The organism is Paracoccus xiamenensis, assembly GCF_011308835.1.
Classification (GTDB): Bacteria; Pseudomonadota; Alphaproteobacteria; order Rhodobacterales; family Rhodobacteraceae; genus Paracoccus; species Paracoccus xiamenensis.
The window spans coordinates 71,846-96,284 of record NZ_JAAOHY010000007.1; the positions used below are offsets into that span (position 1 = coordinate 71,846).

Annotated in this window: 24 protein-coding genes and 1 tRNA gene; 16 read left to right on the plus strand and 9 right to left on the minus strand. The window is 63.7% G+C overall.

The window, feature by feature from the left end; genetic code table 11:
- Positions 1 to 90 precede the first annotated feature (90 nt).
- The 11 genes from rpsF to G7044_RS14360 all read left to right on the plus strand — a co-directional run bounded on the left by rpsF (position 91) and on the right by G7044_RS14360 (position 8,135).
- Positions 91 to 492 (plus strand): 30S ribosomal protein S6, encoded by a 402-nt coding sequence (gene rpsF, locus G7044_RS14310; protein WP_166330047.1) that lies wholly within the window; start codon positions 91 to 93, stop codon positions 490 to 492.
- 12 nt (positions 493 to 504) lie between these two features.
- On the plus strand, positions 505 to 732 hold the full coding sequence (gene rpsR / locus G7044_RS14315; RefSeq protein WP_090520233.1) for a 30S ribosomal protein S18: 228 nt from the start codon (positions 505 to 507) through the stop codon (positions 730 to 732).
- Between the two features lie 12 nt (positions 733 to 744).
- On the plus strand, positions 745 to 1,323 hold the full coding sequence (gene rplI, locus G7044_RS14320) for a 50S ribosomal protein L9 (protein WP_166330049.1): 579 nt from the start codon (positions 745 to 747) through the stop codon (positions 1,321 to 1,323).
- 166 nt (positions 1,324 to 1,489) lie between these two features.
- Entirely contained in the window at positions 1,490 to 2,227 is a 738-nt protein-coding gene (locus G7044_RS14325; RefSeq protein ID WP_166330051.1) for a hypothetical protein, read from the plus strand.
- Between the two features lie 8 nt (positions 2,228 to 2,235).
- Positions 2,236 to 3,300 carry a YihY/virulence factor BrkB family protein gene (locus tag G7044_RS14330; protein WP_166330053.1) on the plus strand — a complete coding sequence of 355 codons (1,065 nt, stop codon included), beginning with the start codon at positions 2,236 to 2,238 and terminating at the stop codon, positions 3,298 to 3,300.
- Positions 3,301 to 3,544: 244 nt separating this feature from the next.
- Positions 3,545 to 3,629, plus strand: a tRNA-Leu gene (locus tag G7044_RS14335).
- Positions 3,630 to 3,645: 16 nt separating this feature from the next.
- Entirely contained in the window at positions 3,646 to 4,980 is a 1,335-nt protein-coding gene (gene tig / locus G7044_RS14340) for a trigger factor (RefSeq protein WP_166330055.1), read from the plus strand.
- A gap of 87 nt (positions 4,981 to 5,067) precedes the next feature.
- Positions 5,068 to 5,469: a nuclear transport factor 2 family protein gene (locus G7044_RS14345; protein WP_166330057.1), complete on the plus strand. Its 402-nt coding sequence runs from the start codon at positions 5,068 to 5,070 to the stop codon at positions 5,467 to 5,469.
- A gap of 149 nt (positions 5,470 to 5,618) precedes the next feature.
- Positions 5,619 to 5,957, plus strand: a complete 339-nt coding sequence (locus G7044_RS14350) for a P-II family nitrogen regulator (RefSeq protein ID WP_166330059.1) — start codon at positions 5,619 to 5,621, stop codon at positions 5,955 to 5,957.
- Between the two features lie 80 nt (positions 5,958 to 6,037).
- On the plus strand, positions 6,038 to 7,444 hold the full coding sequence (gene glnA / locus G7044_RS14355; RefSeq protein ID WP_166330061.1) for a type I glutamate--ammonia ligase: 1,407 nt from the start codon (positions 6,038 to 6,040) through the stop codon (positions 7,442 to 7,444).
- Positions 7,445 to 7,712: 268 nt separating this feature from the next.
- Positions 7,713 to 8,135: a glyoxalase superfamily protein gene (locus tag G7044_RS14360; protein WP_166330063.1), complete on the plus strand. Its 423-nt coding sequence runs from the start codon at positions 7,713 to 7,715 to the stop codon at positions 8,133 to 8,135.
- Positions 8,136 to 8,218: 83 nt separating this feature from the next.
- Here G7044_RS14360 and G7044_RS14365 read toward each other — a convergent pair whose 3' ends face one another.
- Positions 8,219 to 8,788 (minus strand): histidine phosphatase family protein, encoded by a 570-nt coding sequence (locus G7044_RS14365; RefSeq protein WP_166330065.1) that lies wholly within the window; start codon positions 8,786 to 8,788, stop codon positions 8,219 to 8,221.
- 3 nt (positions 8,789 to 8,791) lie between these two features.
- Positions 8,792 to 10,258: an inorganic phosphate transporter gene (locus G7044_RS14370; RefSeq protein WP_166330067.1), complete on the minus strand. Its 1,467-nt coding sequence runs from the start codon at positions 10,256 to 10,258 to the stop codon at positions 8,792 to 8,794.
- 154 nt (positions 10,259 to 10,412) lie between these two features.
- On the opposite strand from G7044_RS14370, the gene G7044_RS14375 reads away from it, so the two are divergent.
- Complete coding sequence (locus tag G7044_RS14375; protein ID WP_235931325.1) at positions 10,413 to 11,060, plus strand: DsbA family protein; 648 nt, start codon at positions 10,413 to 10,415, stop codon at positions 11,058 to 11,060.
- Between the two features lie 76 nt (positions 11,061 to 11,136).
- Here the strand turns inward: G7044_RS14375 and G7044_RS14380 are convergent, their stop codons facing one another.
- The 3 genes from G7044_RS14380 to G7044_RS14390 all read right to left on the minus strand — a co-directional run bounded on the left by G7044_RS14380 (position 11,137) and on the right by G7044_RS14390 (position 14,225).
- A complete protein-coding gene (locus G7044_RS14380) occupies positions 11,137 to 12,393 on the minus strand; it encodes an MFS transporter (RefSeq protein WP_166330069.1) in 1,257 nt (418 codons plus the stop codon).
- 122 nt (positions 12,394 to 12,515) lie between these two features.
- Entirely contained in the window at positions 12,516 to 12,962 is a 447-nt protein-coding gene (locus tag G7044_RS14385; protein ID WP_166330071.1) for a hypothetical protein, read from the minus strand.
- Positions 12,963 to 13,136: 174 nt separating this feature from the next.
- Positions 13,137 to 14,225 (minus strand): alkene reductase, encoded by a 1,089-nt coding sequence (locus tag G7044_RS14390; protein ID WP_166330073.1) that lies wholly within the window; start codon positions 14,223 to 14,225, stop codon positions 13,137 to 13,139.
- Positions 14,226 to 14,418: 193 nt separating this feature from the next.
- On the opposite strand from G7044_RS14390, the gene G7044_RS14395 reads away from it, so the two are divergent.
- From G7044_RS14395 to G7044_RS14405, 3 genes are all read left to right on the plus strand, one after another.
- A complete protein-coding gene (locus G7044_RS14395) occupies positions 14,419 to 16,059 on the plus strand; it encodes an acyl-CoA synthetase (protein ID WP_166330075.1) in 1,641 nt (546 codons plus the stop codon).
- 246 nt (positions 16,060 to 16,305) lie between these two features.
- Positions 16,306 to 18,057, plus strand: coding sequence for a PHA/PHB synthase family protein (locus G7044_RS14400; protein WP_166330076.1), 1,752 nt, complete (start codon positions 16,306 to 16,308; stop codon positions 18,055 to 18,057).
- A 139-nt stretch (positions 18,058 to 18,196) separates the two neighbouring features.
- Positions 18,197 to 18,727 (plus strand): GNAT family N-acetyltransferase, encoded by a 531-nt coding sequence (locus G7044_RS14405; RefSeq protein ID WP_166330078.1) that lies wholly within the window; start codon positions 18,197 to 18,199, stop codon positions 18,725 to 18,727.
- A gap of 5 nt (positions 18,728 to 18,732) precedes the next feature.
- Here G7044_RS14405 and G7044_RS14410 read toward each other — a convergent pair whose 3' ends face one another.
- Positions 18,733 to 20,343: a hypothetical protein gene (locus tag G7044_RS14410; protein ID WP_166330080.1), complete on the minus strand. Its 1,611-nt coding sequence runs from the start codon at positions 20,341 to 20,343 to the stop codon at positions 18,733 to 18,735.
- A 164-nt stretch (positions 20,344 to 20,507) separates the two neighbouring features.
- Between G7044_RS14410 and G7044_RS14415 the strand changes: the two genes are divergently transcribed.
- On the plus strand, positions 20,508 to 21,455 hold the full coding sequence (locus tag G7044_RS14415) for a DUF4123 domain-containing protein (RefSeq protein WP_166330082.1): 948 nt from the start codon (positions 20,508 to 20,510) through the stop codon (positions 21,453 to 21,455).
- A 31-nt stretch (positions 21,456 to 21,486) separates the two neighbouring features.
- On the opposite strand, the gene G7044_RS14420 is transcribed toward G7044_RS14415, so the two are convergent.
- The 3 genes from G7044_RS14420 to G7044_RS14430 are packed head-to-tail and all read right to left on the minus strand — an operon-like array spanning position 21,487 to position 24,242.
- Entirely contained in the window at positions 21,487 to 22,917 is a 1,431-nt protein-coding gene (locus G7044_RS14420) for a T6SS phospholipase effector Tle1-like catalytic domain-containing protein (protein WP_166330084.1), read from the minus strand.
- Positions 22,918 to 22,920: 3 nt separating this feature from the next.
- Positions 22,921 to 23,553, minus strand: coding sequence for a hypothetical protein (locus G7044_RS14425; protein ID WP_166330086.1), 633 nt, complete (start codon positions 23,551 to 23,553; stop codon positions 22,921 to 22,923).
- Positions 23,550 to 24,242 carry a GAD-like domain-containing protein gene (locus tag G7044_RS14430; protein WP_166330088.1) on the minus strand — a complete coding sequence of 231 codons (693 nt, stop codon included), beginning with the start codon at positions 24,240 to 24,242 and terminating at the stop codon, positions 23,550 to 23,552. The genes G7044_RS14425 and G7044_RS14430 overlap by 4 nt, the downstream gene beginning before the upstream one ends.
- Positions 24,243 to 24,439 lie beyond the last annotated feature (197 nt).

A 24,439-nucleotide genomic window follows, 5' to 3' on the forward strand; every position in this document is an offset into this window, starting at 1 on the left:
TCCGCAATTGCGAAACCGGCGCAGCCTCTCGTGGCGGGGCGTGGAAGGGTTGTCCCGCCGTTGAAGCCGCCTGAAACTGAAAGGTCTGACATGCCGCTTTATGAGCATGTGCTGATCGCCCGCCAGGACCTGTCGAACACGCAGGCCGAAGGGCTGATCGAACATTTTTCCACCGTGCTGGCCGATAACGGCGGCAAGGTGGTCGACAGCGAATACTGGGGTGTCCGCACCCTCGCCTACAAGATCAACAAGAACCGCAAGGGCCACTATGCCTACCTGCGCACCGACGCGCCTTCGGCCGCCGTGCAGGAAATGGAACGCCTGGCCCGTCTGCATGACGACGTCATGCGCGTGATGTCGATCAAGGTCGACGCCCACGAAGAAGGCCCCTCGGTCCAGATGCAGAAGCGCGAAGAGCGTGGTGAGCGCGGCGATCGTGGTGATCGTGCAGACCGTGGCGAGCGCCGTGAGCGCCGCGACCGCGACAACTGAGGAGCTTGAGACATGGCGAACAAACCGTTTTTCCGTCGTCGCAAGGTTGATCCGTTCGGTGGCGACAACGCCCCGAAAATCGACTATAAAGACACCCGCCTGCTGCAGCGCTATATCAGCGAACGCGGCAAGATTGTGCCGTCGCGCATCACCGCCGTTTCGGCAAAGAACCAGCGCAAGCTGGCACAGGCCATCAAGCGCGCGCGCTTCCTGGCACTGCTGCCCTACGTTGTGAAGTAAGGAGGAAGACCGATGCAAGTCATCCTGCTGGAACGTGTCGCCAAGCTGGGCGCCATGGGCGAAGTCGTGAAGGTCAAGGAAGGTTACGCCCGTAACTTCCTGCTGCCGCAAGGCAAGGCGCTGCGCGCCTCGGACGCCAACATCAAGGCATTCGAAGCCCAGAAAGCCGCACTGGTCGCCCGCAACGACGAATCGAAAGCCGAAGCCGCGAAGCTGGCCGAAACGATCAATGGCGAAACCTTCGTCATCATCCGTTCGGCCTCGGACGCAGGCGCGCTGTATGGCTCGGTCACCCCGCGTGACGCCGCCGACGCCGCTGCTGAAGCCGGCCACAAGATCGGCCGCAAGCAGATCGTTCTGGGCGCGCCGATCAAGGATCTGGGCCTGCACACCGTTGCGGTCGTGCTGCACCCGGAAGTTCAGGCTGAAATCGTGCTGAACGTCGCCCGTTCGACCGAAGAAGCCGAGCTGCAGGCCTCGGGCAAGTCGATCCAGGATCTGGCCGCGGAAGAAGAAGCCGCAGCCGAATTCGAGATCGCCGAGCTGTTCGACGATCTGGGCTCGGCCGCTGGCGACGAAGACGACGAATAAGTCGCGAAGCTTTCGCACCTGTTACATGGGCCGCGCCGGGCAACCGGCGCGGCCCTTTCCTTTGTCTGCGCGCAGCCAATTGACATTGATCAAGCCGCCCGCGGGGCCGGAACGAAAACGCCCCAATGTTCGTTTTGTCGTCAAACGAGATGCGAAAGGAATGCCCATGTCGCGCTTTGCCGATGTCACGTCCGACACCCCCCACGGTCCCCGCCCCGTCCCCGACGGGCATATCGACGCTGACGGGATCCGCCATGATAAACCCGCCACCCCCTCGCCGACGCAGAAGCTGCTGGTCCTTGGCGCGGTCGGAGTGGCTGCGGCGGCAACCACGGCACTTGGCGTTATCGCCGTGCGCGCACTCGCCGGTGCAATTGCGGGCGATTCCGAAGACCGTCCCTATCGGCGTACTGAAAGCCGAGATTACATTGAAAGGCGCGACCACCTAGCCCCGCGTTTTGCGGGGATGGAATCGGATGAGCGCGCCCGCGTGCGTTCGCGCGCCCGTTCCGAGTTTCAGGATTACGAGGACCGCGCAGCTGAAGTCCGGTCAGCCGCAATGCAGGAACGTCGCGGGAAGGAACGGGCCGCGCGCCGCCGCCACCGCAGAGACAATCAGGCCAGCTTCGTCGGGGAGTTCGCTGCGAACGCCGTCAAATTCGCGGCAAGCGTTCCGGCGCTGATCACGGCAGCAAACGCGGCGATGGATGGCCTGCAGCAGGTTTCCGGCCGCACCGACGGAATCATGAAGGACTTCACTCAAGCAGCAGACCGCCTGCGCGACTTTCTTGATACGCGCAGCGGCGACGATGTTGCGCATAACAAGGCTGGGGCAGATCAGCACGGTCAGGCCGCTGCCGAGCCCACTGCTGCAGCGGATCATAAGCCGACCAACAGGGCCTAGTTGCGGGGATGCCAAGACCAGTAGACCGATCCGTCACGGACGCCCTGCTCGGCCCCCTGCCAGAGGCAGAGCGCCGCCGCATCTATGGTGACAGCGCCGGTGCGGTACGAAACGCGTCGAAAGCCGCCGGCGCATCAGATCAAGATCGGCAGGAAAGCGCCAAGGAAGGCAACCTTCCCGCCCCAAGGCAGGACGCGCCGTCATCCCCTTGGGGGCTGCGCCCGCGTGAATGGTGGGGCGTGCTCAAGGATACGGTCGCTGAAATCGGGAAGGATCGCGTTACCTCGGTCGCAGGTGGCGTGACATTTTTCGGATTGCTGGCCCTTTTCCCCGCGATTACGGCGCTTGTGTCGATATTCGGCTTGGTCGCCGATCCTGCCCTGATTGAAACGCAACTGGACAAGCTGGGAAGCTTTATCCCGCCCTCTGCCCTGGACATCATCAGTGGGCAGGTCACCGCCATCGTCAATGCGCCCGGTGCGGCGCTGTCCTTCGCGGGGATCGCGGGCCTGCTTGCGACGCTTTGGTCGGCCAATGGTGGCATGAAGGCGTTGATGGACGCGCTGAACGTAGCGCATCTGCAAAGCGAAAGCCGGGGCTTTTTCAAGCTGAATTTCGTGTCGCTGCTGCTGACGCTTGGCGCGATGTCCCTCGTAATCCTGCTGATCGCCGCCATCGCAGTCCTTCCCGCTGTGCTGGACTGGCTTCCACTGCCGGATGACACGCGGGGCATGCTGTCTTCGATCCGCTGGCCGATCATGTTTGCCGTGCTGCTTTTGGCGATTTCGGCGCTGTATCGCTGGGGACCCAGCCGCAGCGACGCGCATTTCAGCTGGGTATCCCCCGGCGCGCTGTTTGCGGCCATTGGGCTTGTCGGCACCTCGGCGCTGTTTTCGTGGTATGCTGGCAACTTCGCCAATTACAACGAAACCTATGGCACGCTGGGTGCGGCGGTTGTGCTGATGATGTGGCTTTGGATCTCGGCTATTGTGGTCATGGTCGGCGCCGAACTTAACGGCGTGCTGGAAGCCCATCTTCGCGCGCTGAGGGGCGAAGCGCAGAAGTCCGAATAGCCGTTCACCCACATCCAGACCGCTGACGCGTGGCTTCCGCGGGCCCTTGATGCAGCATTGCGCGCGGCCCATATCGGCCCAAACGCACGTGCCGCGTCCGAGCGGGCAGGACCACCAGTGATCCTCCTGCGCAGATACCGGCAGCACAGCGGGGCTTTGCGAGATTTTCCCCTCGCGCCTAGCGCCGCGCTTTGCTAGAACGGCGCGGATTTTCGTGGCGGGCCTTGGCCCGCTGCTGGACATTGCGGGTGTGGCGAAATTGGTAGACGCACCAGATTTAGGTTCTGGCGCCGCAAGGCGTGGGGGTTCAAGTCCCTCCACCCGCACCATGACGAAGGATAGGACATGCAGGTCAAAGAGACCCAGAACGACGGCCTCAAGCGCGGCTATACCATGACCCTCCCCGCCGCCGATCTGGCGGCGATGGTGGACCAGAAGCTGAAAGAAGCGCAGCCCGAAGTGGAAATGAAGGGCTTCCGCAAGGGCAAAGTCCCGATGGCGATGCTGAAAAAGCAATTCGGCCCGCGCGTTCTGGGCGATGCCATGCAGGATTCGGTCGATGGTGCGCTGCGCAAGCATCTGGAAGAATCCGGCGACCGTCCGGCCGTCCAGCCCAAGATCGAAATGCAGGATGGCGAGAACTGGAAAGAAGGCGACGATGTCGTCGTCAACGTTTCCTATGAAGTTCTGCCCGCGATCCCGGAAGTCGACCTGTCCAAGCTGAAGCTGGAGCGTCTGGTCGTCAAAGCCGAAGACGCCGCCGTCACCGAAGCGCTGGAGAACCTGGCCAAGAACGCCAAATCCTATGAGGACAAGAAAAAAGGCTCGAAAGCCGCGAAGGACGATCAGATCGTGATCGACTTCAAGGGTTCGGTCGATGGCGAGCTGTTCGAAGGCGGCTCGGCCGAGGATTACCCGCTGGTGCTCGGCTCCGGCAGCTTCATCCCCGGTTTCGAAGACCAGCTGACCGGCGCCAAGGTCGGTGACGAGGTCGAAGTGAAGGTGCAGTTCCCGGCCGATTACGGCCATGCCGCACTGGCCGGCAAGGACGCCGTCTTCGCGACCAGCGTCAAGGCGATCAAGAAGCCGGTCGATGCCAAGCTGGATGACGAGCTGGCCAAGCGCTTCGGTGCCGAATCGCTGGACAAGCTGAAGGAAAACATCACCGAGCGTCTGGAGGCCGAATACAAGGGCGCCAGCCGCGCCGTGATGAAGCGCGCCGTGCTGGACCAGCTGGACGGTCAGGTCAAATTTGACCTGCCCGAAGTTCTGGTCGAGGCAGAAGCCGGCCAGATCGCGCACCAGCTGTACCACGAAGAGCACCCGGACGATCACGGCCATGACCACGGCGAGATCGAGCCGACCGACGAGCACAAGAAGCTGGCCGAGCGCCGCGTGCGTCTGGGCCTGCTGCTGGCCGAAATCGGCCAGAAGGCCGACGTGAAGGTTTCGGATCAGGAATTCACCCAGGCGGTGATGATGCAGGCGCGTCAGTATCCCGGTCAGGAACGCGCCTTCTTCGAGTTCATCCAGCAGAACCAGCAGGCCCAGCAGCAGCTGCGCGCCCCGATCTTCGAAGACAAGGTCATCGACCACATCGCCGAGCAGGCGAAGGTCGCCGACAAGACCGTGTCCAAGGAAGATCTGGAAAAAGCTGTCGAAGCACTCGACGAGCTCTGATCTGACGCTTGCCAATATCTCGGAAAGCCGCGACCTTCTGGCCGCGGCTTTTCTTATTGAAGCAGTCAGTTCTCATTGGAGCAGTCAATGACACCTACTGAAATCGTGCGTGGATTCTGGGATGCCATGCGCGTCAACGACTTTGACGCGGCGGCGCATCGGTGGATGTCGCCGGACTATGTCGGACTTTGGCCACAGACAGCCGAGGTGATCCGCGGCCCAGAAAGCTATGCCCGCGTCAACAACGCCTTTCCCGGAAAGGGCGACTGGAAGTTCGACGAAATGTCGCTGCTGGCCGATGGGCCACGGGTGGTGACCGATATGCGCATCAGCAATGCCACGCTGGAAGTGTCGATTCGCTGCATCACGTTTCACGATATCGCGGATGGCCAGATTGTCCGTCAGACCGAGTTCTGGCCCGACAGCTACCCCGTTCCGGCCTGGCGAATTGGCATTCTGGAGGTAGATCCGCTGACCGCGAAATGGTAAGTCTGCACAATAAATAGGCGTGTTGACTATTTATTGATCTATTTTCAGGCTGCCTCACACCAGACCGCCTGAATATTACGCGCATACGTGGACGCCCTCGTACAAACCCGGCAATCAGGGTTCAGACAAGCGCAGGAAGGATCACCCGGATGAAGAAGATCGAAGCGATCATCAAGCCCTTCAAACTGGACGACGTGAAGGAAGCCCTTCAGGAAGTCGGTGTGCAGGGCCTGACCGTCACCGAAGTGAAGGGCTTCGGTCGCCAGAAGGGACATACGGAACTGTATCGCGGGGCGGAATACGTCGTCGACTTCCTGCCCAAGATCAAGATCGAGATGGTGCTGCCCGACGACCAGATCGACGCCGCGATTGAGGCCATCACCTCGGCCGCGCGGACCGAAAAGATCGGTGACGGCAAGATCTTCGTCTCGCCCGTGGATCAGGCAATCCGCATCCGCACCGGCGAAACCGGTGACGACGCGGTCTGATAGACTGCCTGCCAATTACGCATTACCCATTGCCTGGGACCGGCTTCGGCCGGTTCCGCCATGAAGAAGGAAAAGGCCCAATGAAAATCAAGGACGTCATCGAGTTGATGAAGGACGAGGAGGTCGAATATGTCGACATCCGCTTCACCGATCCGAAAGGCAAGCTGCAGCACGTGACGCTGGTGGTGGATCTGGTCGACGAAGACTTCTTCGAGGAAGGCTTCATGTTCGACGGCAGCTCGATCGCCGGCTGGAAGTCGATCGACCAGTCCGACATGAAGCTGATCCCCGACCCGGCATCGGCCTATATCGACCCCTTCTATGCCGAAAAGACCCTGTGCGTGCATTGCAACGTGGTCGAGCCCGACACCGGCGAGGCCTATTCCCGTGACCCGCGCGGCACCGCCGTCAAGGCCGAGGCCTATCTGAAATCCTCGGGCATCGGCGACGTCTCCTATTTCGGGCCGGAAGCCGAATTCTTCCTGTTCGACGACGTGCGCTATTCGGTGACGCCGCAGAAAGTGGGCTTCGAAATCGACGCCGAAGCGGCGGCCTGGAACACCGACACCCAGTATGAGATGGGCAACCTCGCCCATCGTGCGGCCCACAAGGGCGGCTACTTCCCGGTGAACCCCGTCGACGAGGCCCAGGACATCCGCGGCGAGATGCTGTCGACGATGAAGCGCATGGGCATCAAGGTCGATAAGCACCACCACGAAGTCGCGACCTGCCAGCACGAACTGGGCATGATCTTCGGCGGCCTGACCGAACAGGCCGACAATATCCAGAAATACAAGTATGTCATCCACAACGTCGCCCATGCTTACGGCAAGACCGCGACCTTCATGCCCAAGCCCATGAAGGGCGATAACGGCAGCGGGATGCACGTCAACATGTCCATCTGGAAGGACGGCAAGCCGCTGTTCGCCGGCGACAAATATGCTGACCTGTCGCAGGAAGCGCTGTGGTTCATCGGCGGCATCCTGAAGCATGCCAAGGCGCTGAACGCGCTGACCAACCCCTCGACCAACAGCTACAAGCGCCTGATCCCCGGCTTCGAAGCCCCGGTTCTGCGCGCCTATTCGGCCCGCAACCGCTCTGGCTGCGTGCGTATTCCGTGGACCGAAAGCCCCAAAGCCAAGCGCGTCGAGGCCCGCTTCCCCGACCCGGCCGCCAACCCCTATCTGGCCTTCGCAGCCCTGCTGATGGCGGGTCTGGACGGGATCAAGAACAAGATCGACCCCGGCCCGGCTTCGGACAAGGACCTGTACGATCTGCCGCCGGAAGAACTGGCGGAAATCCCGACCGTTTGCGGCAGCCTGCGCGAAGCGCTGGAAGAGCTGGAAAAGGACATGGACTTCCTGCTGGCGGGCGAGGTCTTCACCCGCGACCAGCTGGAAGGCTATATCAAGCTGAAATGGGAAGAGGTCTATGCCTACGAGCATACCCCCCACCCGATCGAATACGCGATGTATTACTCGGTCTGATCCTGACCCATATCGCCAAGCAAATGCAGGCGCCCCTTGTGGGCGCCTGTTTCATTTTGGCCACCTGCAACCTGCACCCAATCGCGCCCGCCGCGGATCCCTTGACGGAGCACCAGCGCGCACCCATATCGCGATCTCGGGTTCAGACCCCGGCCGTCCGCAGGCGCAAGCCATGGTGAAGTCTGAAACATCTACCGATCTTGGCATCCTGCCAGTCGGCGGCAATGCGGACCCCGTCTTTTACGGCACGATGTGAAAAGGACATGACATGGCACGGATCCATGACGTCAATGAATTGAAGACCCAGGCCAAAAATCTGCGCAAGGCGCTGTCCCATACCGGGACCGAGGTCACCAACGCTCAGGCGTTGGAACTGGTTGCCCAAAGCCATGGCGCGCGCGACTGGAACACCGCCCATGCGGCCGCGGCCGATATGCCCCTGTGGCAGTTCGGCGGCACGGTCAAAGGCCGCTATCTTGGCAAGCCCTTCACCGGGCGCGTCATCGCGGCCAGCGAACGCGGCCCGAAACACCACGCGCTGACCATCGCCTTCGACAAGCCGGTCAACGTGTCGGAATCGGCGCTGATGGAGGTGCCGCGCAAACGCATTAACGCCACCGTCAACACCGGCGGGCGCAGCATCAGCCGCACCTCGGACGGGCAACCGCATCTGGTGCTGGAAGCCGCCTGAGCGGCGCCTGAATATCACAGTAAGAAAAAGGGGGCCTCGCGGCCCCCTTTTTTGCATCGGCGCTGCCATATCCGCCACTGGCTTCAGACCAGCATCTCGTGCCGCCCGTCTCGCATCAGGTGGACGGCGCCCTGACGGACCTCCATCTCCTCCAGCCGGGTATCCGGCCAGCCCAGCACCACCAGCCGCGCCATGCGCAGGGTGATGCCATGGCAGACGATGGCGGTGGGGCCGGTCAGCTCTGACAGCGCCTCGGTCACGCGGACGCGCAGGTCATTCAGCGTCTCGCCGCCCGGGGCACGGTCGTACCAGCCCAGCCAGGTATTGGCGAACAGGTCGGGATAAGCCGCCTCGATATCGCCGCGGGTGCGGCCCTCGAATTCGCCGACCGAGATTTCGCGAAAGCGTGCATCGGTGGTGAAGTCCTGTCCTGCAAAGACGATTTCGGCCGTCTGGACCGCGCGCCCAAGCGGGCTGGAGATTCGCGCGACCTGCTGCCCCGTCGCAAGGATCGGCGCCATGATGTCCGCCTGCCGCGCCGCCTGCTGACGCCCCAGCACGGTCAGCGGCGAATCCTGATGCCCCTGCATGCGTCCGGCGGCGTTCCATTCGGTCTGACCGTGGCGCATCAGGTAAAGGTCGGGAAACCCCATGCCTCAGCCCCAGATGGTGGTGAAGATCCAGAACAGCCCCGCCGACAGCAGCGCCGCCGCAGGTACCGTGATGACCCAGGCGGCCAGAATGGTGGTGAAATGCGACCGGCGCACGACTTTGCGGCGGCGGCGCTGTTCGGGCGTGGATTCGGTATCCACGCGCAGCTCGCCCAACATCCGTTCGTGATACCACTCGCGGAAGAAGCCGACGCCGAAAATGCCGCCGATGGCGATATGGGTAGAGCTGACCGGCAGTCCCAGCCAAGAAGCGATGATGACCGTGACCGCCGCCGACAGCGCCACGCAATAGGCGCGCATGGCATTCAGGCGGGTGATTTCATTGCCGACCAGATTGATCAGCTTGGGACCGAACAGCAACAGCCCCACCGACAGCCCGACGCCGCCGATCAACATCACCCAAAGCGGGATCTGCACCTTATCGTCCATGCCGCCGTCCTGCACCGCATGGACGATGGCCGCCAGCGGGCCGACCGCGTTGGCGACATCATTCGCGCCGTGGGCAAAGGAAAGCAGGGCCGCCGACAGCACCAGCGGGATCGCGAACAGATCCTTCAGCGCTTTCTTGCGGTTCTCCAGCCCCGCGCTTTGGCGCGCGATGACGGGGCGCATGGCAAAAGTGGTCACGACACCGGCGACCAGACCCAGCAGCAGCGCCGTGCCCATCTCGATCTTGATAAGCTTGCTGAAGCCTTTCAGCGCCAGATAGGCGACGAAGGTGCCCGCCATGATCCCGATCAGCACCGGCACCCATTTCCGCGCAGATGCCATCATGTCGGGCGTATAGATGATCCGGGTCTTGATAAAGGCCAGAAAAATCGCCGCAATCACCCCGCCCATCACGGGCGAGATCACCCAGCTGGCCACGATCGCCCCCATCGTCGGCCAGTTCACCGCCGTGAACCCCGCCGCAGCAATCCCTGCGCCCATGACCCCGCCGACAATGGAATGCGTGGTCGAAACCGGCGCGCCGATCCAGGTCGCAAGGTTGATCCACAGCGCGCCCGCCAGCAAGGCCGAGAACATGGCCCAGATGAACACACCCGGCGCCGCCACCGTTTCGGGTGAGATGATGCCCCGCGACACCGTCGACACCACGTCGCCCCCGGCCAGCAGCGCGCCCGCTGTTTCACAGATCGCCGCGACCACCAGCGCCGAGCCGATGGTCATCGCCCGTGCACCCACCGCCGGACCCATATTGTTGGCGACATCGTTGGCGCCGATATTCAGCGCCATATAGGCCCCGACCACCGCCGCCGCGATCACGATCGCCGTGGTCGCGCTGATCCCGGTGAACGAGGCGACAATCAGGCCGACCAACACCATGAAGGCCATGCCGACCCCCGGCGCCACCAGCGGACGCGAGACATAGGCGACCGCCTGTTCAAGCGTCGAGATCCGCTCGAGGTCCTTGTTCAGTGTCTTCCAGGATTTAGGGTCAGATTCGGCCATGTTAGCCCCCGTCAGCTTTTGCTGGGGCTGGTAACAGTTTCATGGCAGTGGGACAATCGCGCGCAAAGCTACAATTCACGTCATTGTTTGCGCGCAACGCTTGCCCTTGCCCGCCCGCACCGCCACCCTGCCACTCAATCGACAGGAGAAGACGATGAGCAACCGGGCCAAGGTGACGCGCAGGGCAATGATCGGGGTGGCGGGCGCAGCTGCCGGGATGGTGCTGGCCTCGCGCCCCGTAATGGCGCAGGGCGAACACCCCAACCCCATGCCGGACGAGCTGCGCCGCGTGCTGGAACGCAATCCCGCCGCGCCTGTGCTGGGCAATCCGCAGGGCGACGTCACTCTGACCGAATTCTTCGATTACAACTGCCCCTTCTGCCGCACCAACATGACCGATGTGCAGCGCCTGATCGGCGAGGATCCGAAACTGCGCGTCGTGTTCCGCGAATGGCCGGTCTTCGGCGAGGGCTCGATGTTCGCGGCCAAGGCCTCGCTGGCTTCGTTGCAGCAGGGGAAATACTGGCCCCTGCACGAGGCGCTGATGACGATGAAGGGCCGCGCCGAGGAAGCGACCGTCCTGCGCGCCGCCCGTCGGGTCGGGCTGGATGTCGACCGGCTGCGGGTGGATATGGAAAAGCGTGCGATCCTTGACCAGATCTATGAAACCATGGACCTCGCCGACACCATGATGCTGACCGGCACGCCGACCTTTATCGCCGGGCACGAGGCCTCGTTCGGGAAACTGAACCTCGCCGATCTTAAAACGCTGGTGGCACAGGCGCGCAGGGACTTGGGCTGACACCGGCCGCATAGCGGGCAGGATTGCGCAAGCGGCCAAATCCGCGCACGACCGCCCGCCTGCCCCCCGGCGGCGATCAGATCTCGGGCTGGTCGCCGGTGGTGATGGTGGCGCGGGCCTCGGCTGCGGGAATTGCGGCCATCGCCGCCTTGCGGGGCAGCAAGATCGTCAGCACCCCCATCAGCGGCATCCAGGCGCACAGGCGATAGACGAACTCGACCCCTTCGCGGTCGGCGATCACGCCCAGCACTGCCGCAGCAATCCCGCCCATACCAAATGCAAAGCCAAAGAAGATCCCGGCGATCAGGCCAACCCGGCCCGGCACCAGCTCTTGCGCGAAAACCACGATGGCCGGAAAGGCCGAGGCCAGCACCACACCGATGATGACGGTCAGAACCCCGGTCGCCGCCAGCCCCGCATAGGGAAGCGCCAGCGTAAAGGGCAGCACGCCCAGGATGGAAATCCAGATCACCGTCAGCGGCCGGAAGCGGTCGCCCAAGGGGCCGCCCAGGATCACGCCCACCGCCATGGCGGCCAGAAACAGGAACAGCATCAGCTGCGATTGCTGCTGTGTCAGGGCGAATTTCTCGATCAGGAAGAAGGTGTAGAAGCTGGTGATCGAGGCCGTGTAGATGTTTTTCGAAAACGTCAGCAGCGCCAGGATGATGATGGCTCGGCGCACCTGCACAGGCGACAATCCATGCTGACGCGCAGGCCCGCGACGCCCCGCCGATGCACGCATATAGGCACCATACCACGCGCCCACCCGCGACAGGATCACGATACCAAGCCCCGCCAGCAGCGTGAACCACAGGATCGAACCGCGCCCCTGCGGCACCACGATGAAGGCCGCCAGCAGCGGCCCCAGCGCCGTACCGGCATTGCCGCCGACCTGAAAGAAAGACTGCGCCGTCCCGTACCGCCCGCCAGAGGCCATGCGCGCGACCCGGCTCGCCTCGGGGTGGAAGATGGCCGAGCCGATGCCGATCAGCATCGCGCCAGTAACCAGCATCCCGTAACTGGGCGCCGTCCCCAGCGCCACCAGCCCCAGCAGCGACGAGGCCATCCCCAGCGGCAGCGACATCGGCATCGGCCGGCGGTCGGTGATCGCCCCCACCGCAGGCTGCAGCAGCGACGCGGTGCCCTGAAAGGCGAAGGTCAAAAATCCGATCTGCCAGAATTGCAGCGAAAATTCGGCCTTCAGCAACGGATAGATCGCCGCCAGCAGCGACTGCATCACGTCGTTGAGCATGTGGCACAGGCTGATCGCAATCAGGATCAGCCAGGTCGTACGCTCTGGCCGGTCGGCCGAAAGGGTGGCGGAATGGGACATGGGGAACCTCTTCGCCCCGTTCTTCTGCCCCTGCCTCGCCTGCGTCAAGAGCGCGCAGGCCGAAAAGAAACGCGGCACGACCAGAAGGCCGCGCCGCGCCAAGGCTGCATCTGCCCCCGCGATCAGTTGAAGGCGTCGATCAGCTCCATCACCGCCAGAATCTTGCGGGTATCGCGGTCGACGCGGTAAGCCCGGTCGCCGTCGCGGTAATAATCCCAACCGTCGCGCTCATCCCAGCCATAGCGGTCGACGTCGCGAATGACGGTGTATTCGCGAACGCGGATCACCTCGCCCACTCGCCGGTAATCCCGGTAATCGTCGCGGTCACGGTCCGCGCGGTGTTTGCGGGCCTGACCGGGGGGCACACAGGCAGGATCCTTTTTGGCCAGACCGGGCGGGCAATGGCCGACGACGACCACGTTGCGATGACGGTCAACCTCGCCCCGACGATGCTCGCCGCCCTTTTGGCGCTTGCCATTTCCCTTGCCGTTGCCGGGATCGGCCAGCACCGGCGCCGCCACGAACGAGGCCATAACCGCCATCGCCGTCACATAAGATCCGAGCTTCATTTCGCGCTCCTCGAAAAACTGCTTCGGTGCCATAACGCAACAGCCACTCCTTCCGAACCGAACGCCCTTCGCATCGGCAGGTTTCCGCCAGATCCCACCCGTTGCCGGTTACCCCGACCCCAATGCGGCACGGCCGCCCCTTTCGGCGCGGCCGTGCCAGCCTTTCAAGCCCGGTCAGTCTGCCGGGGCATGGACCGGATAATCGGTGTAGCCCTCGGCCCCGCCACCATACAGGGTCTCGCGATTCAGCTGCGCGAATGGGATGCCGGCCTTCAGGCGTTCGACCAGATCGGGATTGGCGACATAGTCATGGCCGAAAGCGATCAGATCCGCCGCGCCGCCTGCCAACGCCTGCTCCGCCGTTTCGCCATCATAGCCGTTATTGGCGATATAGGTGCGGCTGAACAGCTTACGCAGCGCGGCAAAATCAAAGGGCGCCACGTCGCGGGGGCCGCCAGTCGCACCTTCGATGACATGCAGATAGACCGGGGCAAGCTTGTCCAGCTCAGCCACGATATGGTCGTAAAGCGCCTGCGGATCGCTGTCGGAAATGCCATTAGCCGGCGACACGGGCGAGATACGGACCCCGGTGCGGTCAGCGCCGATTTCTTCGGTTACGGCGGCCACGACCTCCAGCAGCAGGCGAGCGCGGTTCTGGATGGACCCGCCATATTCGTCCTGCCGCTGGTTTGCGCCGTCCTTGGCAAACTGTTCCAGCAGATAGCCATTGGCGCCATGCACCTCGACCCCGTCAAAGCCCGCGCGGATCGCATTGGCGGCAGCTTTGCGGAAATCGGCGACGATACCCGGAATTTCATCAAGGCGCAGCGCGCGCGGTTCGGACACATCGGCGAAGGTGCCGCCCACGAAGGTCTTGGTTTCGGCCTTGATGGCGGATGGCGCGACCGGGGCCTGACCGCCCGGCTGCACGGCCACGTTCGACACCCGGCCGGTATGCCAGATCTGCAGGAAGATCCGGCCACCCTTGGCGTGGACCGCATCAGTCACCTTGCGCCAGCCCGCGACCTGTTCGTCGGTATAGATGCCGGGCGTGTCCTGATAGCCCTGCGCCTGCGCGGAAACCTGCGTCGCCTCGGCAATGATCAGCCCGGCCGAGGCGCGCTGCGCGTAATATTCCGCCGCAAAGGGGCCGGGAACAAGGCCGGCAGCGGCGCGATTGCGCGTCAGGGGCGCCATGACGACGCGGTTGGTCAGCGTGATCTTGCCAAGCTGATAGGGCTGGAAAAGCAAGGAATCGGACATAACATCACCTTTGGTTTCGGACGGCATTTCAGCCGCATGCACCATTTCAGCTAGGCAGCCGATCCCAGCCCGACAACGCGGCACGCAGGTAAAATCCGCCATGCAATTCGCGCAAGGCTGCCCGCCCCCTTCCCAACCGGGCCCGGTTTGCGACAAGCTAAGCATGAAAGCATCCATCCTAGGGAGGAAACAGATGGCCAGCGGTGCGAATATCTACGACATCGGCCTCGATGCGAATGCGGCGAATTTCGTTCAGCTTTCGCCGCTGTCCTTCCTCGCGCGGACGGCGGCGATCTATCCCGATCTGGATGCGGTCAGCTATGGTACGGTGAGGCGCAACTGGGCGGAAACCTATGCCCGCACCCGGCGGCTCGCCTCGGCCCTTGTGCAGCGCGGGATCGGCAAGGGTGATACCGTGTCCATCATCGCCGCCAATATCCCCGAGATGTTCGAGGCCCATTTCGGCGTCCCCATGTCAGGCGCGGTGCTTAACACCATCAACACCCGTCTGGACCCCGAAGCGGTGGCCTTCATCCTGAACCATGCCGAGGCGCGTGTGCTGCTGGTCGATCCCGAATTCGCCGAGATCGCCGGGCGCGCCGTGCAGATGGCCAACCGCCCCGACCTGCTGGTCGTGGATATCGAAGACCCCAGCTTCGAGGGCGGCACCCGCATCGGCAGCCTGACCTATGACGAATTGCTGGCGACCGGCGACCCTGAATTCAACTGGTCGCTGCCGGCCAGCGAATGGGACGCGATCAGCCTGAACTATACCTCGGGCACGACGGGCGATCCCAAGGGCGTCGTCTATCACCACCGGGGCGCGGCGCTGAACGCGATGTCGAACATCATGACCTGGGGCATGGCCCAGCATTCGCATTACCTGTGGACGCTGCCGATGTTCCATTGCAACGGCTGGTGCTTTCCCTGGACAATCGCCGCCAATGCGGGCCTCTGCGTCTGCCTGCGCGCCGTCCGCCCCGAGGCGATCTTTCCGCTGATCCGGGACGAGAAGGTGACACATTTCTGCGGCGCCCCGATCGTGTTGCAGATGCTGGTCAACGCCCCCGACGATCTGAAGGATTTCACCCATGAGGTGAAGGTGATGACCGCAGGCGCGCCGCCCCCCGCAGCCGTCATCGCCAATATGGAGGCGATGGGGGTCGAGGTGACGCAGGTCTACGGGCTGACCGAAACCTATGGCCCCTCGGTCGTCAGCGCCTGGCAGTCGAAATGGGACGGGGTCGATGCCGATCAGCGCGCCCGGCTGAAATCGCGGCAGGGCGTGGCCAATATCGCGCTGGAAGGGCTGATGGTGGCCGATCCCGATACGCTAAAGCCGCTGCCGGCGGATGGCCAAACGATTGGCGAAATCTTCATGCGCGGCAACAACGTCATGCGCGGCTATCTGAAAAACCCCTCGGCGACGGAAAAATCCTTCAAGGGCGGCTGGTTTGCATCCGGCGATCTCGGCGTGATGCACCCTGACGGCTATGTCGAGATCAAGGACCGCCTCAAGGACATCATCATCTCTGGCGGCGAAAACATCTCCTCGGTCGAGGTCGAGGATGTGCTTTACCGCCACCCCGACGTGCTGGAGGCCGCCGTGGTCGCCCGCCCTGATGAGAAATGGGGCGAAACCCCCTGCGCCTTCGTCACCCTGAAGCCCGGCCGCACCCTGACCGAGGCCGAACTGATCGAGTTCTGCCGCCAGAACATGGCCCGTTTCAAGGTCCCCAAGACCATCGTCTTCCAGGATCTGCCCAAAACCTCGACAGGGAAAATCCAGAAATTCATGCTCCGCGATGCCGCCCGCAATCTGGACAGCCACTGAACCGCTTTCACGCTGGTCCAAATATCCCGGGGGAAAGGCCGCAGGCCTTGGGGGCGGCGCCCCCTTGCCTCCGACCTATGTACAGTCCCGGCAATAAGCGGCTCGACCAAGGCCAGCTTCCGTTGCAGACTGACGCAAGGATCTGGGACGATCCCATGATCGAAGATGCGGCGTCGACAGGGTTAACCCATTAAAAGGCGTTCATTTTCAGGGAACATCTCGGACGCAACCTTACCGGGGGGAATCATGGACCAAAGCAGGATCGCCGCACAGACCAGCGAATTCGCGGGCCTCATGCAACGTGCCCAGTCACTGGCGCAGCGCGCCGGTGCCAATGCGGCGGCCAAGGCCAGCGGACAGGAGTTTTCCGTTCTTGACGCAGGTACCATCGCCCAGGCCTATGCCCGCGCGGGCATGCAACTGGCCACCGACCCCTTCGCGCTGTCGCGCTTTCAGATGCAGGTGATGACCGACACTACCAAGGCATGGATGAATGCCTGGACCGGCGGTGCATCCGAAAAGGGTGACCGCCGCTTTCGCGATGACCGTTGGAATGGCGACCCGCTCAGCCGGGGTCTGCGCGACGTTCATCTGGCCATCGAAAATGCCGCCGAGCAGCTGATCGGCGACCTGCCTGACAACGACAAGGACAGCCTGCGGGTCCGCTTCTACACACGCCAATTGCTCAGCGCGCTGTCGCCGGCCAATTATCTGGCGCTGAACCCTGTCGCCCGCGACCGTTTCCTGGAAACCGAAGGCCGCAGCCTGCTGGACGGGTTCAGCAACTTGCTGGACGATCTGGAACGCGGTGACGGCCGGTTGGACATCAACATGACCGACCGCCAAGCCTTCGAGGTCGGCCGCGATCTGGCCGTCACCGAAGGCCAGGTGATCTGGCAGAACGAGCTGATGCAGCTGATCCACTATGCGCCATTGACCGAAACCCAGTTCAAGCGCCCGCTGCTGTTCGTGCCCCCCTGGATCAACAAATACTACATCTTCGACATGAAGCCCGAAAACAGCATGGTCCGCTATATGCTGGAACAGGGCCATTCGGTTTTCCTGATTTCCTGGGTCAACCCGACCAAGCAACATGCGAGCCTCAGCTTCGAGGATTACATGCGCCTCGGCCCGCTGGAAGCGCTCGACAAGATCACCGAGGCCACGGGCGAGAAGGAATTCGACATCCTCGGCTTCTGCATCGGCGGGATTCTGGTGACGGCCACACTGGCCTATATGGCGGCCAAGGGCGACAAGCGGGTCAAGACCGCGACCACGCTGGCGACCATGGTCGATTTCACCGATGTGGGCGAGATCGGCGTCTTCATAGACCGCGACCGCCTGAAGGTCCTGCGCGAACATATGGCCGAAAAGGGATATCTGGAAAACCACCACCTGCAGGACATGTTTTCCATGATCCGGGAAAACGACCTGATCTGGTCGTTCCACGTGATGAACTACCTGATGGGCAGAAAGCCTCCGGCCTTCGACCTGCTGTTCTGGAACGGCGACAGCACCCGGCTGCCTGCTGCGATGCTGCTGTGGTATCTGGAAAAGATCTATATCGAAAACGGCCTGCGCAAGCCCGGCCACCTGACCATGGACGGCGTGTCCATCGACATCAGCAAGATCAAGATCCCCTTCTACGTGCTGGCCACCAAGGAAGATCACATCGCACCCTGGCAATCCATCTATCCGACGACCGGGCTTCTGGGCGGCAAGACAAGCTTCGTGCTGGGTGGTTCGGGCCATATCGCCGGGGTCATCAACCCACCCGGAAAACGGCCGAAATACGGCTTTTGGAGCGGCGACAGCTATCCCGACAATCCGAACGAATGGCTGGCCGAGGCCGAAAAACACGAGGGGTCTTGGTGGCCGCATTGGGCCGATTGGATCGCCAGCCACAGCCCGGGCAAGAAAGTCGCCGCCTATCACCCCGAAGCAGGCAAGCTGCCTATCATCGAACCCGCCCCGGGCAGCTATGTCCGCGCCGACTAGCGCCAGCTGACGCGCATCTCACGCAGGGTCACATGACACAGACAGCCATGTGACTTGACCGGATCCCCGACCTGCCGCAGCATTTGCCGCAGTGCAGCATCGTCGTCGATCAGGGGAATTACGCGGTCAGGAGCGTCAGATGGCCAGATTCAATTTCGGCAGGAACCTGTTCTGGCGCCGACGCGGGACCGCGCCGCCCAGCGTGGTACTGCGCGGTCTGACCCGGCGCGATCAGGCCCAGCATGCCGCCCATCTGCTGCGCCTTTCGCGCGAGGACAGGCGGTCGCGCTTTCACGTCATGACCAAGGACGAAGCTGTCGAGGCATATTCGCGCGGTCTGGACTGGCAGCATGACCTCATCTTCGGGCTGTTCGTCGACGGCGTTCTGCGCGGGGTAGGCGAGATGATCCGGCAGGGCGACACGGCCGAGATCTCGCTTTCGGTCGAGGCGCCGTGGCAGCATGGTGGCTTTGGCCGGACGCTGGCGCTGGCACTGGTTCTGGCCGCCCGCCGTGTCGGCGTGACCGAAATCAGCATGTCCTTTCTCAGCGACAACCGCTCGATGCGGGCGCTGGCACGCGACCTTGGCGCGGTGTCCGGTCCGCTGGCGCCAGTCATCGAATCGGTAAAGATCATTCCTCCGGCGCAGGGCCAGCCTGCGCCGGACTGACCAACCTATTGCGCCGCGCCGGCCAGCCTGCTGCCCAGCTTGCGCGTGGTCCAGTCGGCCATGGCAGCATCTGCCGCCGCCTCGCGGGCGGTGATCCAGACCTGTTCGCCCCCGAAACGGGCGTTCAGCCGCGCCATCAGCGCCGCCGACGCGCCATCGCCCGCCGCCGCAGCCGAAGCTGCCAGCCGCCATGCCAGCGCATAGCTGCGCGGTACGCCGTCGCCCTGTTCCCGCGCCAGTGCCGCATCACGCAGCGCCTGAACCGAGGCGAAATCCTCGTCCTGAAGCGGCGCATTTCCCGGCCGCTGCGCGCTCAGCAATGCAGCGGTGGGCAGTTTCGCTTCGATCCGGTCCAGCATCGCCGGGGCGCCCGCCGCGCCCAGATTCGCTGCTGCCATCGCATGGGGATAGGCGGCGGCCGGGTCAGCCTCGGCGATCATGGCGGCAAGCGCCAGCGAGACCTCTGCATCGCCTTTCAACGGCGACAGCAGGCCAATGGCGCGGCGGTGGTTCATCGGCACGCCTTCGCCCCGCGCCAGTGCCAGCCCCAGCGACCGCGCGTCCCCGGCCGCGGAAGGATCGGCGATCAACGCCAGCGGCGGGCGCGCCGCTGAATTGGTAAAGCGGGGCGCGAAGAAGGCAATGGCGTCTTCCGGCGCAGTCCAGCCCCGGCTGTCAAATTCGACCGGCGCGTCGGGCCGGATTTCCGCCGTCACCATGCCGGGCTGGGCGACAAATCCCTTCAGCGCGGCGGCCAGCCCTTCCTGTACCGCGCGGAACGGCGTGCCGGGTTCGGCAGTGATCACACCGGCGTCGATGGCTTCGGGGCTGGCGGCCTCGGGCGGCATGATCGGGCTCAGCCGTTCCCAAAGACCCAGATTCTCGACCGAAAGATGCGCCGCCCGCAGCGTACCGCGCAACCCGACTTCCGGCGTGGTCGGACCTTCGTCGAAAGGACTGTCGCCCATGTCCGGATCCATGTCCAATGCGGGATCCTCAAAACCGAACTCTTCGGGATCATAGGGATCGTTGCCCTGCGCCAGCTTCTTCAGCGCGTCGGGGATATACATCGCGACATAGTCGAAATCGACGCTGCCCTCGATCCGGGCGATCTCGGGGCTGACGATTTCAAGGTCCAGCTGCGTGGCGCCACTGCCGGCGACCTGACGCCAATCCACCGCCAGACGGTCCAGCGGGATTGAATCGCTGCCTGTCGCCATGCCGATCATTGCCGCTTGCGGGCCAAAGCAATTGTTCGCGATTTTCAGATCAGAGGCATCGACCCGCCCGCGCATATCCTCGGCTCCCCAGAAGGTGATGCCCGAAATCTGCGCCCGGCCCAGCGTGATCTGGCAGCGCGCCTGATCGCCGATGCCCTGAATCTGCAGGTCGCGCAGCACAATGCCCCCGCGCTGCCCATCCACTTCCAGCGCGCCATAGCGGATATCGGCAACCATGCGGGCGTAAGAAATCCCGGCCCGCAGTAACCCACCGACGATATTGGCGGGCGCGAAGACGCTGGCATCTCCCTGCTGGGCCAAGGCGGGCATCGCGCCGAACAGCGTGGCGGAAATCGCCGCGCTACAGGCGAGGTGGCAGGCAAACGAACGCATCATCTTCTCCAACATACAGGCTTCTGGCACAGGTGAGGGCATGGCCAGAAAAATTGCAACCCGCAGCCGCCCTGAACCAGCGCCAGCCACCCCGGCGGCGCGAAAACCATAGCATTGAAAACCGGAAAATTTTTTGCATAATTCGAAGGGCTATTCCTGTTCCGGGCATGCTGTCTGACTTGGGCCCTTTTGAAACACCTGGTAACGACCTGATCCCCCGTGAGGGGCTGCGCCATGACCTGTTCCGACATCGGACAGTCATCGCGCTGCTGGACGCCGCCTGCCTGCCCGGCCTGCCCGAGCGTCTTGAAAGCCGCGAGATCCCTGCCGTTTCGCTGTTTCAGGGCGATCTGACGCAGAAGCTGCGCGATGTGGCCCCCTATCTGGTTCAGATGGACACGGACGGCGCCCTGATGCGTGATTTCGTCAATGACAGCGACGTGCCTTGGGCGATGTGGCCCAAACGCCCGGGCATTCTGATCCTGGCCGAGCTGGACCTGCCGGCGCTGCAAAAGCACTTTCGCCGCCTGCTGCGGGTGCGTACCGATGGCGGCACCTTCTTCTTCCGCTTCTGGGAACAGGCAAGCGCGCTTGCCTATTTCGACGCCCTCGCCGACAGCGAAGACCGCGGTCGCTGGTTCTATCCGCGCGAAGGCGGCCAGATCGGGGCATTGCTGGTCCCCGATGTCCGGGCCGACGGGCTGCGGGTCTTTTCGGCTGGCGGGCCGCGCCCAGATACACGGCCGTGGGAAAGCCGCCCCTTTACCCTGCATCCGCCGGAACTGGCGGCGCTGCGCGATACCCGCATCCAAGAGAATATCCAGCAGATGATCGCGCTGATGCTGCGCACCTTCCCCGATCGCGCCAGCAGCCTGCCGGCTGGGCAGCTGGAAAAGCGTGTGCGCCGTTCGGTGTCACGCGCGGCAGAGTTCGGCATCCGCCAGCGCGGCAACGCCTTTCGCCTCGCCGCCTGGGACCTGCATTCTGACGATGTGTTCGAAGCCGTCGATCCGGGCAAGGAACTGCGCCGCATTCTTCATGCCGAGATGCTGGAGGAGGACAAGATGCGCCTGCTGGCCGAACGTCTGGCCCAGCTGGGCCCTGCCAACGACTGAACGCGCCGCCCCCCGCAAGGGCCGCGCGCCGTCAGATCGCCTTGCCGGGCTCGTTCGGCGCTTCGCCCCGGACATGGCCGGGGCTGGGGCGGTGGCCCCACCATTCCTTGGTCAGCAGGCTGCCATCCTTCATCGAGACATGGCCAAAGCCGCGCAGCACCGCGCGCCGACGCGCGCCCGCAAGGCTGCCGCTGCGGATTTCTGCCTCGTAGGGGCGCAGGCCGGCCGGGATGACATAATTCGCGTCATTGGTGGGCAGCGGCAGGAAGGCGCCGTTGACATGTTGCTGCGCCGCCTCGTGCATCATGTGCAGCGCGACGCGGGACAGCCCGACCTGCACCCATGGCCGGTTCAACACCAGCTGTTCGTCATAGCTGTAGACCCGCATCACCCCGCCACGCATGCCCGCTGGCGCCAACCCCTCCCTTATCGGGGTCATCTGCCGCATGATGCCGCCTTCGGTTTCATTGGCGTTCAGCCAGCCCTCGGCGACGAAAACGGCCTCGGCGTCGCGATGGGCGCCCGGTGCCATGTCGGCGCGTCGCTTGGCGGCCTGATCGGCCTCGGCCAGGGCGCGAGAGGCCCAGCTGCGCCGCGAGACGCCGCTGAACTGCGCCGCATCGCCGGGATCGCGATAGCCGCCGCCGACATCGGAATGGGCACCGGGCAGAAGCTGGTGATCGCCACCGCCGGGCCAGTTCCGGTTCAGCCGGAAATTCACCCGGTATTCGTCATCGGCAACCAGATGATAGATGCGCCCGGTCACCTGCGCGGTCTTCAGGTGCACATTCACCGGATCGTTGTTGTCATTGCCAGCATTGCCGATGGCCGCAACGGTGTCGAAAATACCCAGAAAGCGGATCTCGACCGTCAGGCCTTCGGGCAGTCTTTCGGTGAAATCGCCCCGTCCCACCGGGTCATAGCGGATCCGGCGAGCGCGAATGCAGTTCACGAAATAACGCGCCGCCGCCGCCCCCCGGCTAAAGCCGAAAACGTCCAGCACGACCTTTTCGATGCTGGGCGGGCCGCCCGCAAGACCGATCTCGCGCAGCAGCCGCTCGAACCCACTGAGGACGCGCGCCTCGACGCCGCTGCGCCGGCCCATGCCGGTCGCATAGCCCATCGAATCGTCCGCTTCGCCCGCGACCGATCCCGGCCCCTCGACATAGATGCTGCGAAAGGCGCGTGCGGTGCCGCCGCAGGAGTTCCTGACATCATGGGTCGCGCCATTTTTGTACCGCGCCCAAAGCAACGCCGGGTTGGACAGCGCATTGTGATAGCTGTCATCGCTGCGGTTGCGCAAAGCCACGTTGAAACGGTTGTTCAGGGTGCCGTCGAAAAACACCCCCACTTCCAGCGTCAGCTTGGGGCAGGTCTGGGCGATATTGCCGGTTTCGCCGGCCATATCGGCGCCGTTCACCGCATCCGCTGCCAGAAGGTCAATATCGACAAGCTTGGTCATGACTTACCTTTGCGGGGCGGGGCAGACGGTGCGCGCCGGGACCGGGCGCATATGGGCGCGCACCTGTGGAAGTTCGGTGAAGCGGCCCGTTTCATTTCCCCATGCACGATCTGCGGCCGGCACCCGGTCGCCGCAGCCGGCGACCAGATCGACCCGGTCGCTGGCCCGGTTGCCCGCCTTGTCGGAACCAAGGATCATCAGCCCGTTCGGCCCGAAGATCACGTTCAGTTCATAAGCGCGGTAAACCTCGGTCAGGGCCGAAACCGGCACCGGCAGCTCAGCCTGATAGGCGCGGTTGGTCTGCAATTCGATCCATTGCGCCCGCACCTGCCATTTGCCGTCCCCGCCCACATCGCGCGGCAAGCTGATCGCGCTGGAACCCGGCGCGCGCGGCATGGCGCTTTCGGCCGAACCCGACACGACCATCTCGGGCGTGGCGGCCAGCGGCGATTCGATCGCGAAATGCGTCAGCAGCACCGGCGAGGACCGATAGGCCCCGAAAGACAGCGCCAGATACTCAGCCGCCAAGGCCCCTTGCCCGCCAAAGGCCAGCAGCGCCAACGCAGCGGCCGCGGCGGTCCGGCCCAAACGAGTTGCGGCGCTGTTCATACCTGCGGGATGTCTGGTCGGTTTCATAACGGCACCTTTTTCTGCCCGGCAGTCAGGCCGGGGGGCCAGGGCGCGCCGATCATGCGCAGCTGGAAGGGGGCGCGCTGATAATCGACCAGCGTCACATTCATTGCCGTGTAGACGGCTTCCAGCCATTCGACGGCATCGGCGACCTCGTAATCCTCGATCGGGGTGCCCGCCACCTGCGGCGGCACCGGTGTCGCGGCATAGATGTCATCCTGTTCCAGCCGACCCAGCCGCGCTTGCAGCCGGTCATGCAGCGGCCGCTGTTCCGGGTCGAAGGCCTCGATCGCGGAATGGGGCATCGCAATCAGCAGATCGGCGATCTGTGTATCCGCCGGTACCGCCGAAGCACTGAGGATAAACGGAATTTCGACCGCTGCCAGCAGTGGTGACAGGAAACCAAAGCCATGCCGTTCGGACCACAGGGCCAGCTCGCCCAAATCGCCAAGACCGATCACATGGGTGTCGCCGGCAAGGTCCGGGTCGCCATGAAAGACATAGGCCATCAGCGGCTCGAACCGGCGCGGATCGACCAGCCGCAGCCGGCCACCCGCCAGACGCACCAGCCCGTAACGGCGCCAGATATCCAGAAGCAGCGGCGGCAGCCTGCCAGACCACAATGCGACGGCATCGGCAGGGGCCGGGCGCCGCTGATCGGAGGCCGCCGACAGCAAGGCTTCAAGCTGCTGCATGGGCTGTCCGTCGCCTTTGGTCAAAACCGCACTCCGATCACATGGCCGCAAAATAACGGCCTAACAGGTTTCAAATCAGGTTTATTTATTCACGCCCGATGCACGGCTATCAAGCAAAATACCACCCGCGCCACACCCGCGCCGCGCGCTGGCGATTGTGCAACACCCTGCGCCCCGTGCCGGGCTGCGGCATCAGG

Bases quoted from the DNA above. Each gene is read 5' to 3' on its own strand.
- G7044_RS14420 (WP_166330084.1), bottom strand. From the start codon at position 22,917: ATGACCAAGCTTGTCGATATTGACCTTCTGGCAGCGGATGCGGTGAAC.
- G7044_RS14365 (WP_166330065.1), bottom strand. From the start codon at position 8,788: ATGGGGTTTCCCGACCTTTACCTGATGCGCCACGGTCAGACCGAATGG.
- rplI (WP_166330049.1), top strand. From the start codon at position 745: ATGCAAGTCATCCTGCTGGAACGTGTCGCCAAGCTGGGCGCCATGGGC.
- G7044_RS14415 (WP_166330082.1), top strand. From the start codon at position 20,508: ATGCTGTCTGACTTGGGCCCTTTTGAAACACCTGGTAACGACCTGATC.
- tig (WP_166330055.1), top strand. From the start codon at position 3,646: ATGCAGGTCAAAGAGACCCAGAACGACGGCCTCAAGCGCGGCTATACC.
- G7044_RS14385 (WP_166330071.1), bottom strand. From the start codon at position 12,962: ATGAAGCTCGGATCTTATGTGACGGCGATGGCGGTTATGGCCTCGTTC.
- glnA (WP_166330061.1), top strand. From the start codon at position 6,038: ATGAAAATCAAGGACGTCATCGAGTTGATGAAGGACGAGGAGGTCGAA.
- rpsR (WP_090520233.1), top strand. From the start codon at position 505: ATGGCGAACAAACCGTTTTTCCGTCGTCGCAAGGTTGATCCGTTCGGT.
- G7044_RS14430 (WP_166330088.1), bottom strand. From the start codon at position 24,242: ATGCAGCAGCTTGAAGCCTTGCTGTCGGCGGCCTCCGATCAGCGGCGC.
- G7044_RS14360 (WP_166330063.1), top strand. From the start codon at position 7,713: ATGGCACGGATCCATGACGTCAATGAATTGAAGACCCAGGCCAAAAAT.
- G7044_RS14380 (WP_166330069.1), bottom strand. From the start codon at position 12,393: ATGTCCCATTCCGCCACCCTTTCGGCCGACCGGCCAGAGCGTACGACC.
- rpsF (WP_166330047.1), top strand. From the start codon at position 91: ATGCCGCTTTATGAGCATGTGCTGATCGCCCGCCAGGACCTGTCGAAC.
- G7044_RS14410 (WP_166330080.1), bottom strand. From the start codon at position 20,343: ATGATGCGTTCGTTTGCCTGCCACCTCGCCTGTAGCGCGGCGATTTCC.
- G7044_RS14400 (WP_166330076.1), top strand. From the start codon at position 16,306: ATGGACCAAAGCAGGATCGCCGCACAGACCAGCGAATTCGCGGGCCTC.
- G7044_RS14390 (WP_166330073.1), bottom strand. From the start codon at position 14,225: ATGTCCGATTCCTTGCTTTTCCAGCCCTATCAGCTTGGCAAGATCACG.
- G7044_RS14395 (WP_166330075.1), top strand. From the start codon at position 14,419: ATGGCCAGCGGTGCGAATATCTACGACATCGGCCTCGATGCGAATGCG.
- G7044_RS14350 (WP_166330059.1), top strand. From the start codon at position 5,619: ATGAAGAAGATCGAAGCGATCATCAAGCCCTTCAAACTGGACGACGTG.
- G7044_RS14330 (WP_166330053.1), top strand. From the start codon at position 2,236: ATGCCAAGACCAGTAGACCGATCCGTCACGGACGCCCTGCTCGGCCCC.
- G7044_RS14375 (WP_235931325.1), top strand. From the start codon at position 10,413: ATGAGCAACCGGGCCAAGGTGACGCGCAGGGCAATGATCGGGGTGGCG.
- G7044_RS14425 (WP_166330086.1), bottom strand. From the start codon at position 23,553: ATGAAACCGACCAGACATCCCGCAGGTATGAACAGCGCCGCAACTCGT.
- G7044_RS14370 (WP_166330067.1), bottom strand. From the start codon at position 10,258: ATGGCCGAATCTGACCCTAAATCCTGGAAGACACTGAACAAGGACCTC.
- G7044_RS14345 (WP_166330057.1), top strand. From the start codon at position 5,068: ATGACACCTACTGAAATCGTGCGTGGATTCTGGGATGCCATGCGCGTC.
- G7044_RS14405 (WP_166330078.1), top strand. From the start codon at position 18,197: ATGGCCAGATTCAATTTCGGCAGGAACCTGTTCTGGCGCCGACGCGGG.
- G7044_RS14325 (WP_166330051.1), top strand. From the start codon at position 1,490: ATGTCGCGCTTTGCCGATGTCACGTCCGACACCCCCCACGGTCCCCGC.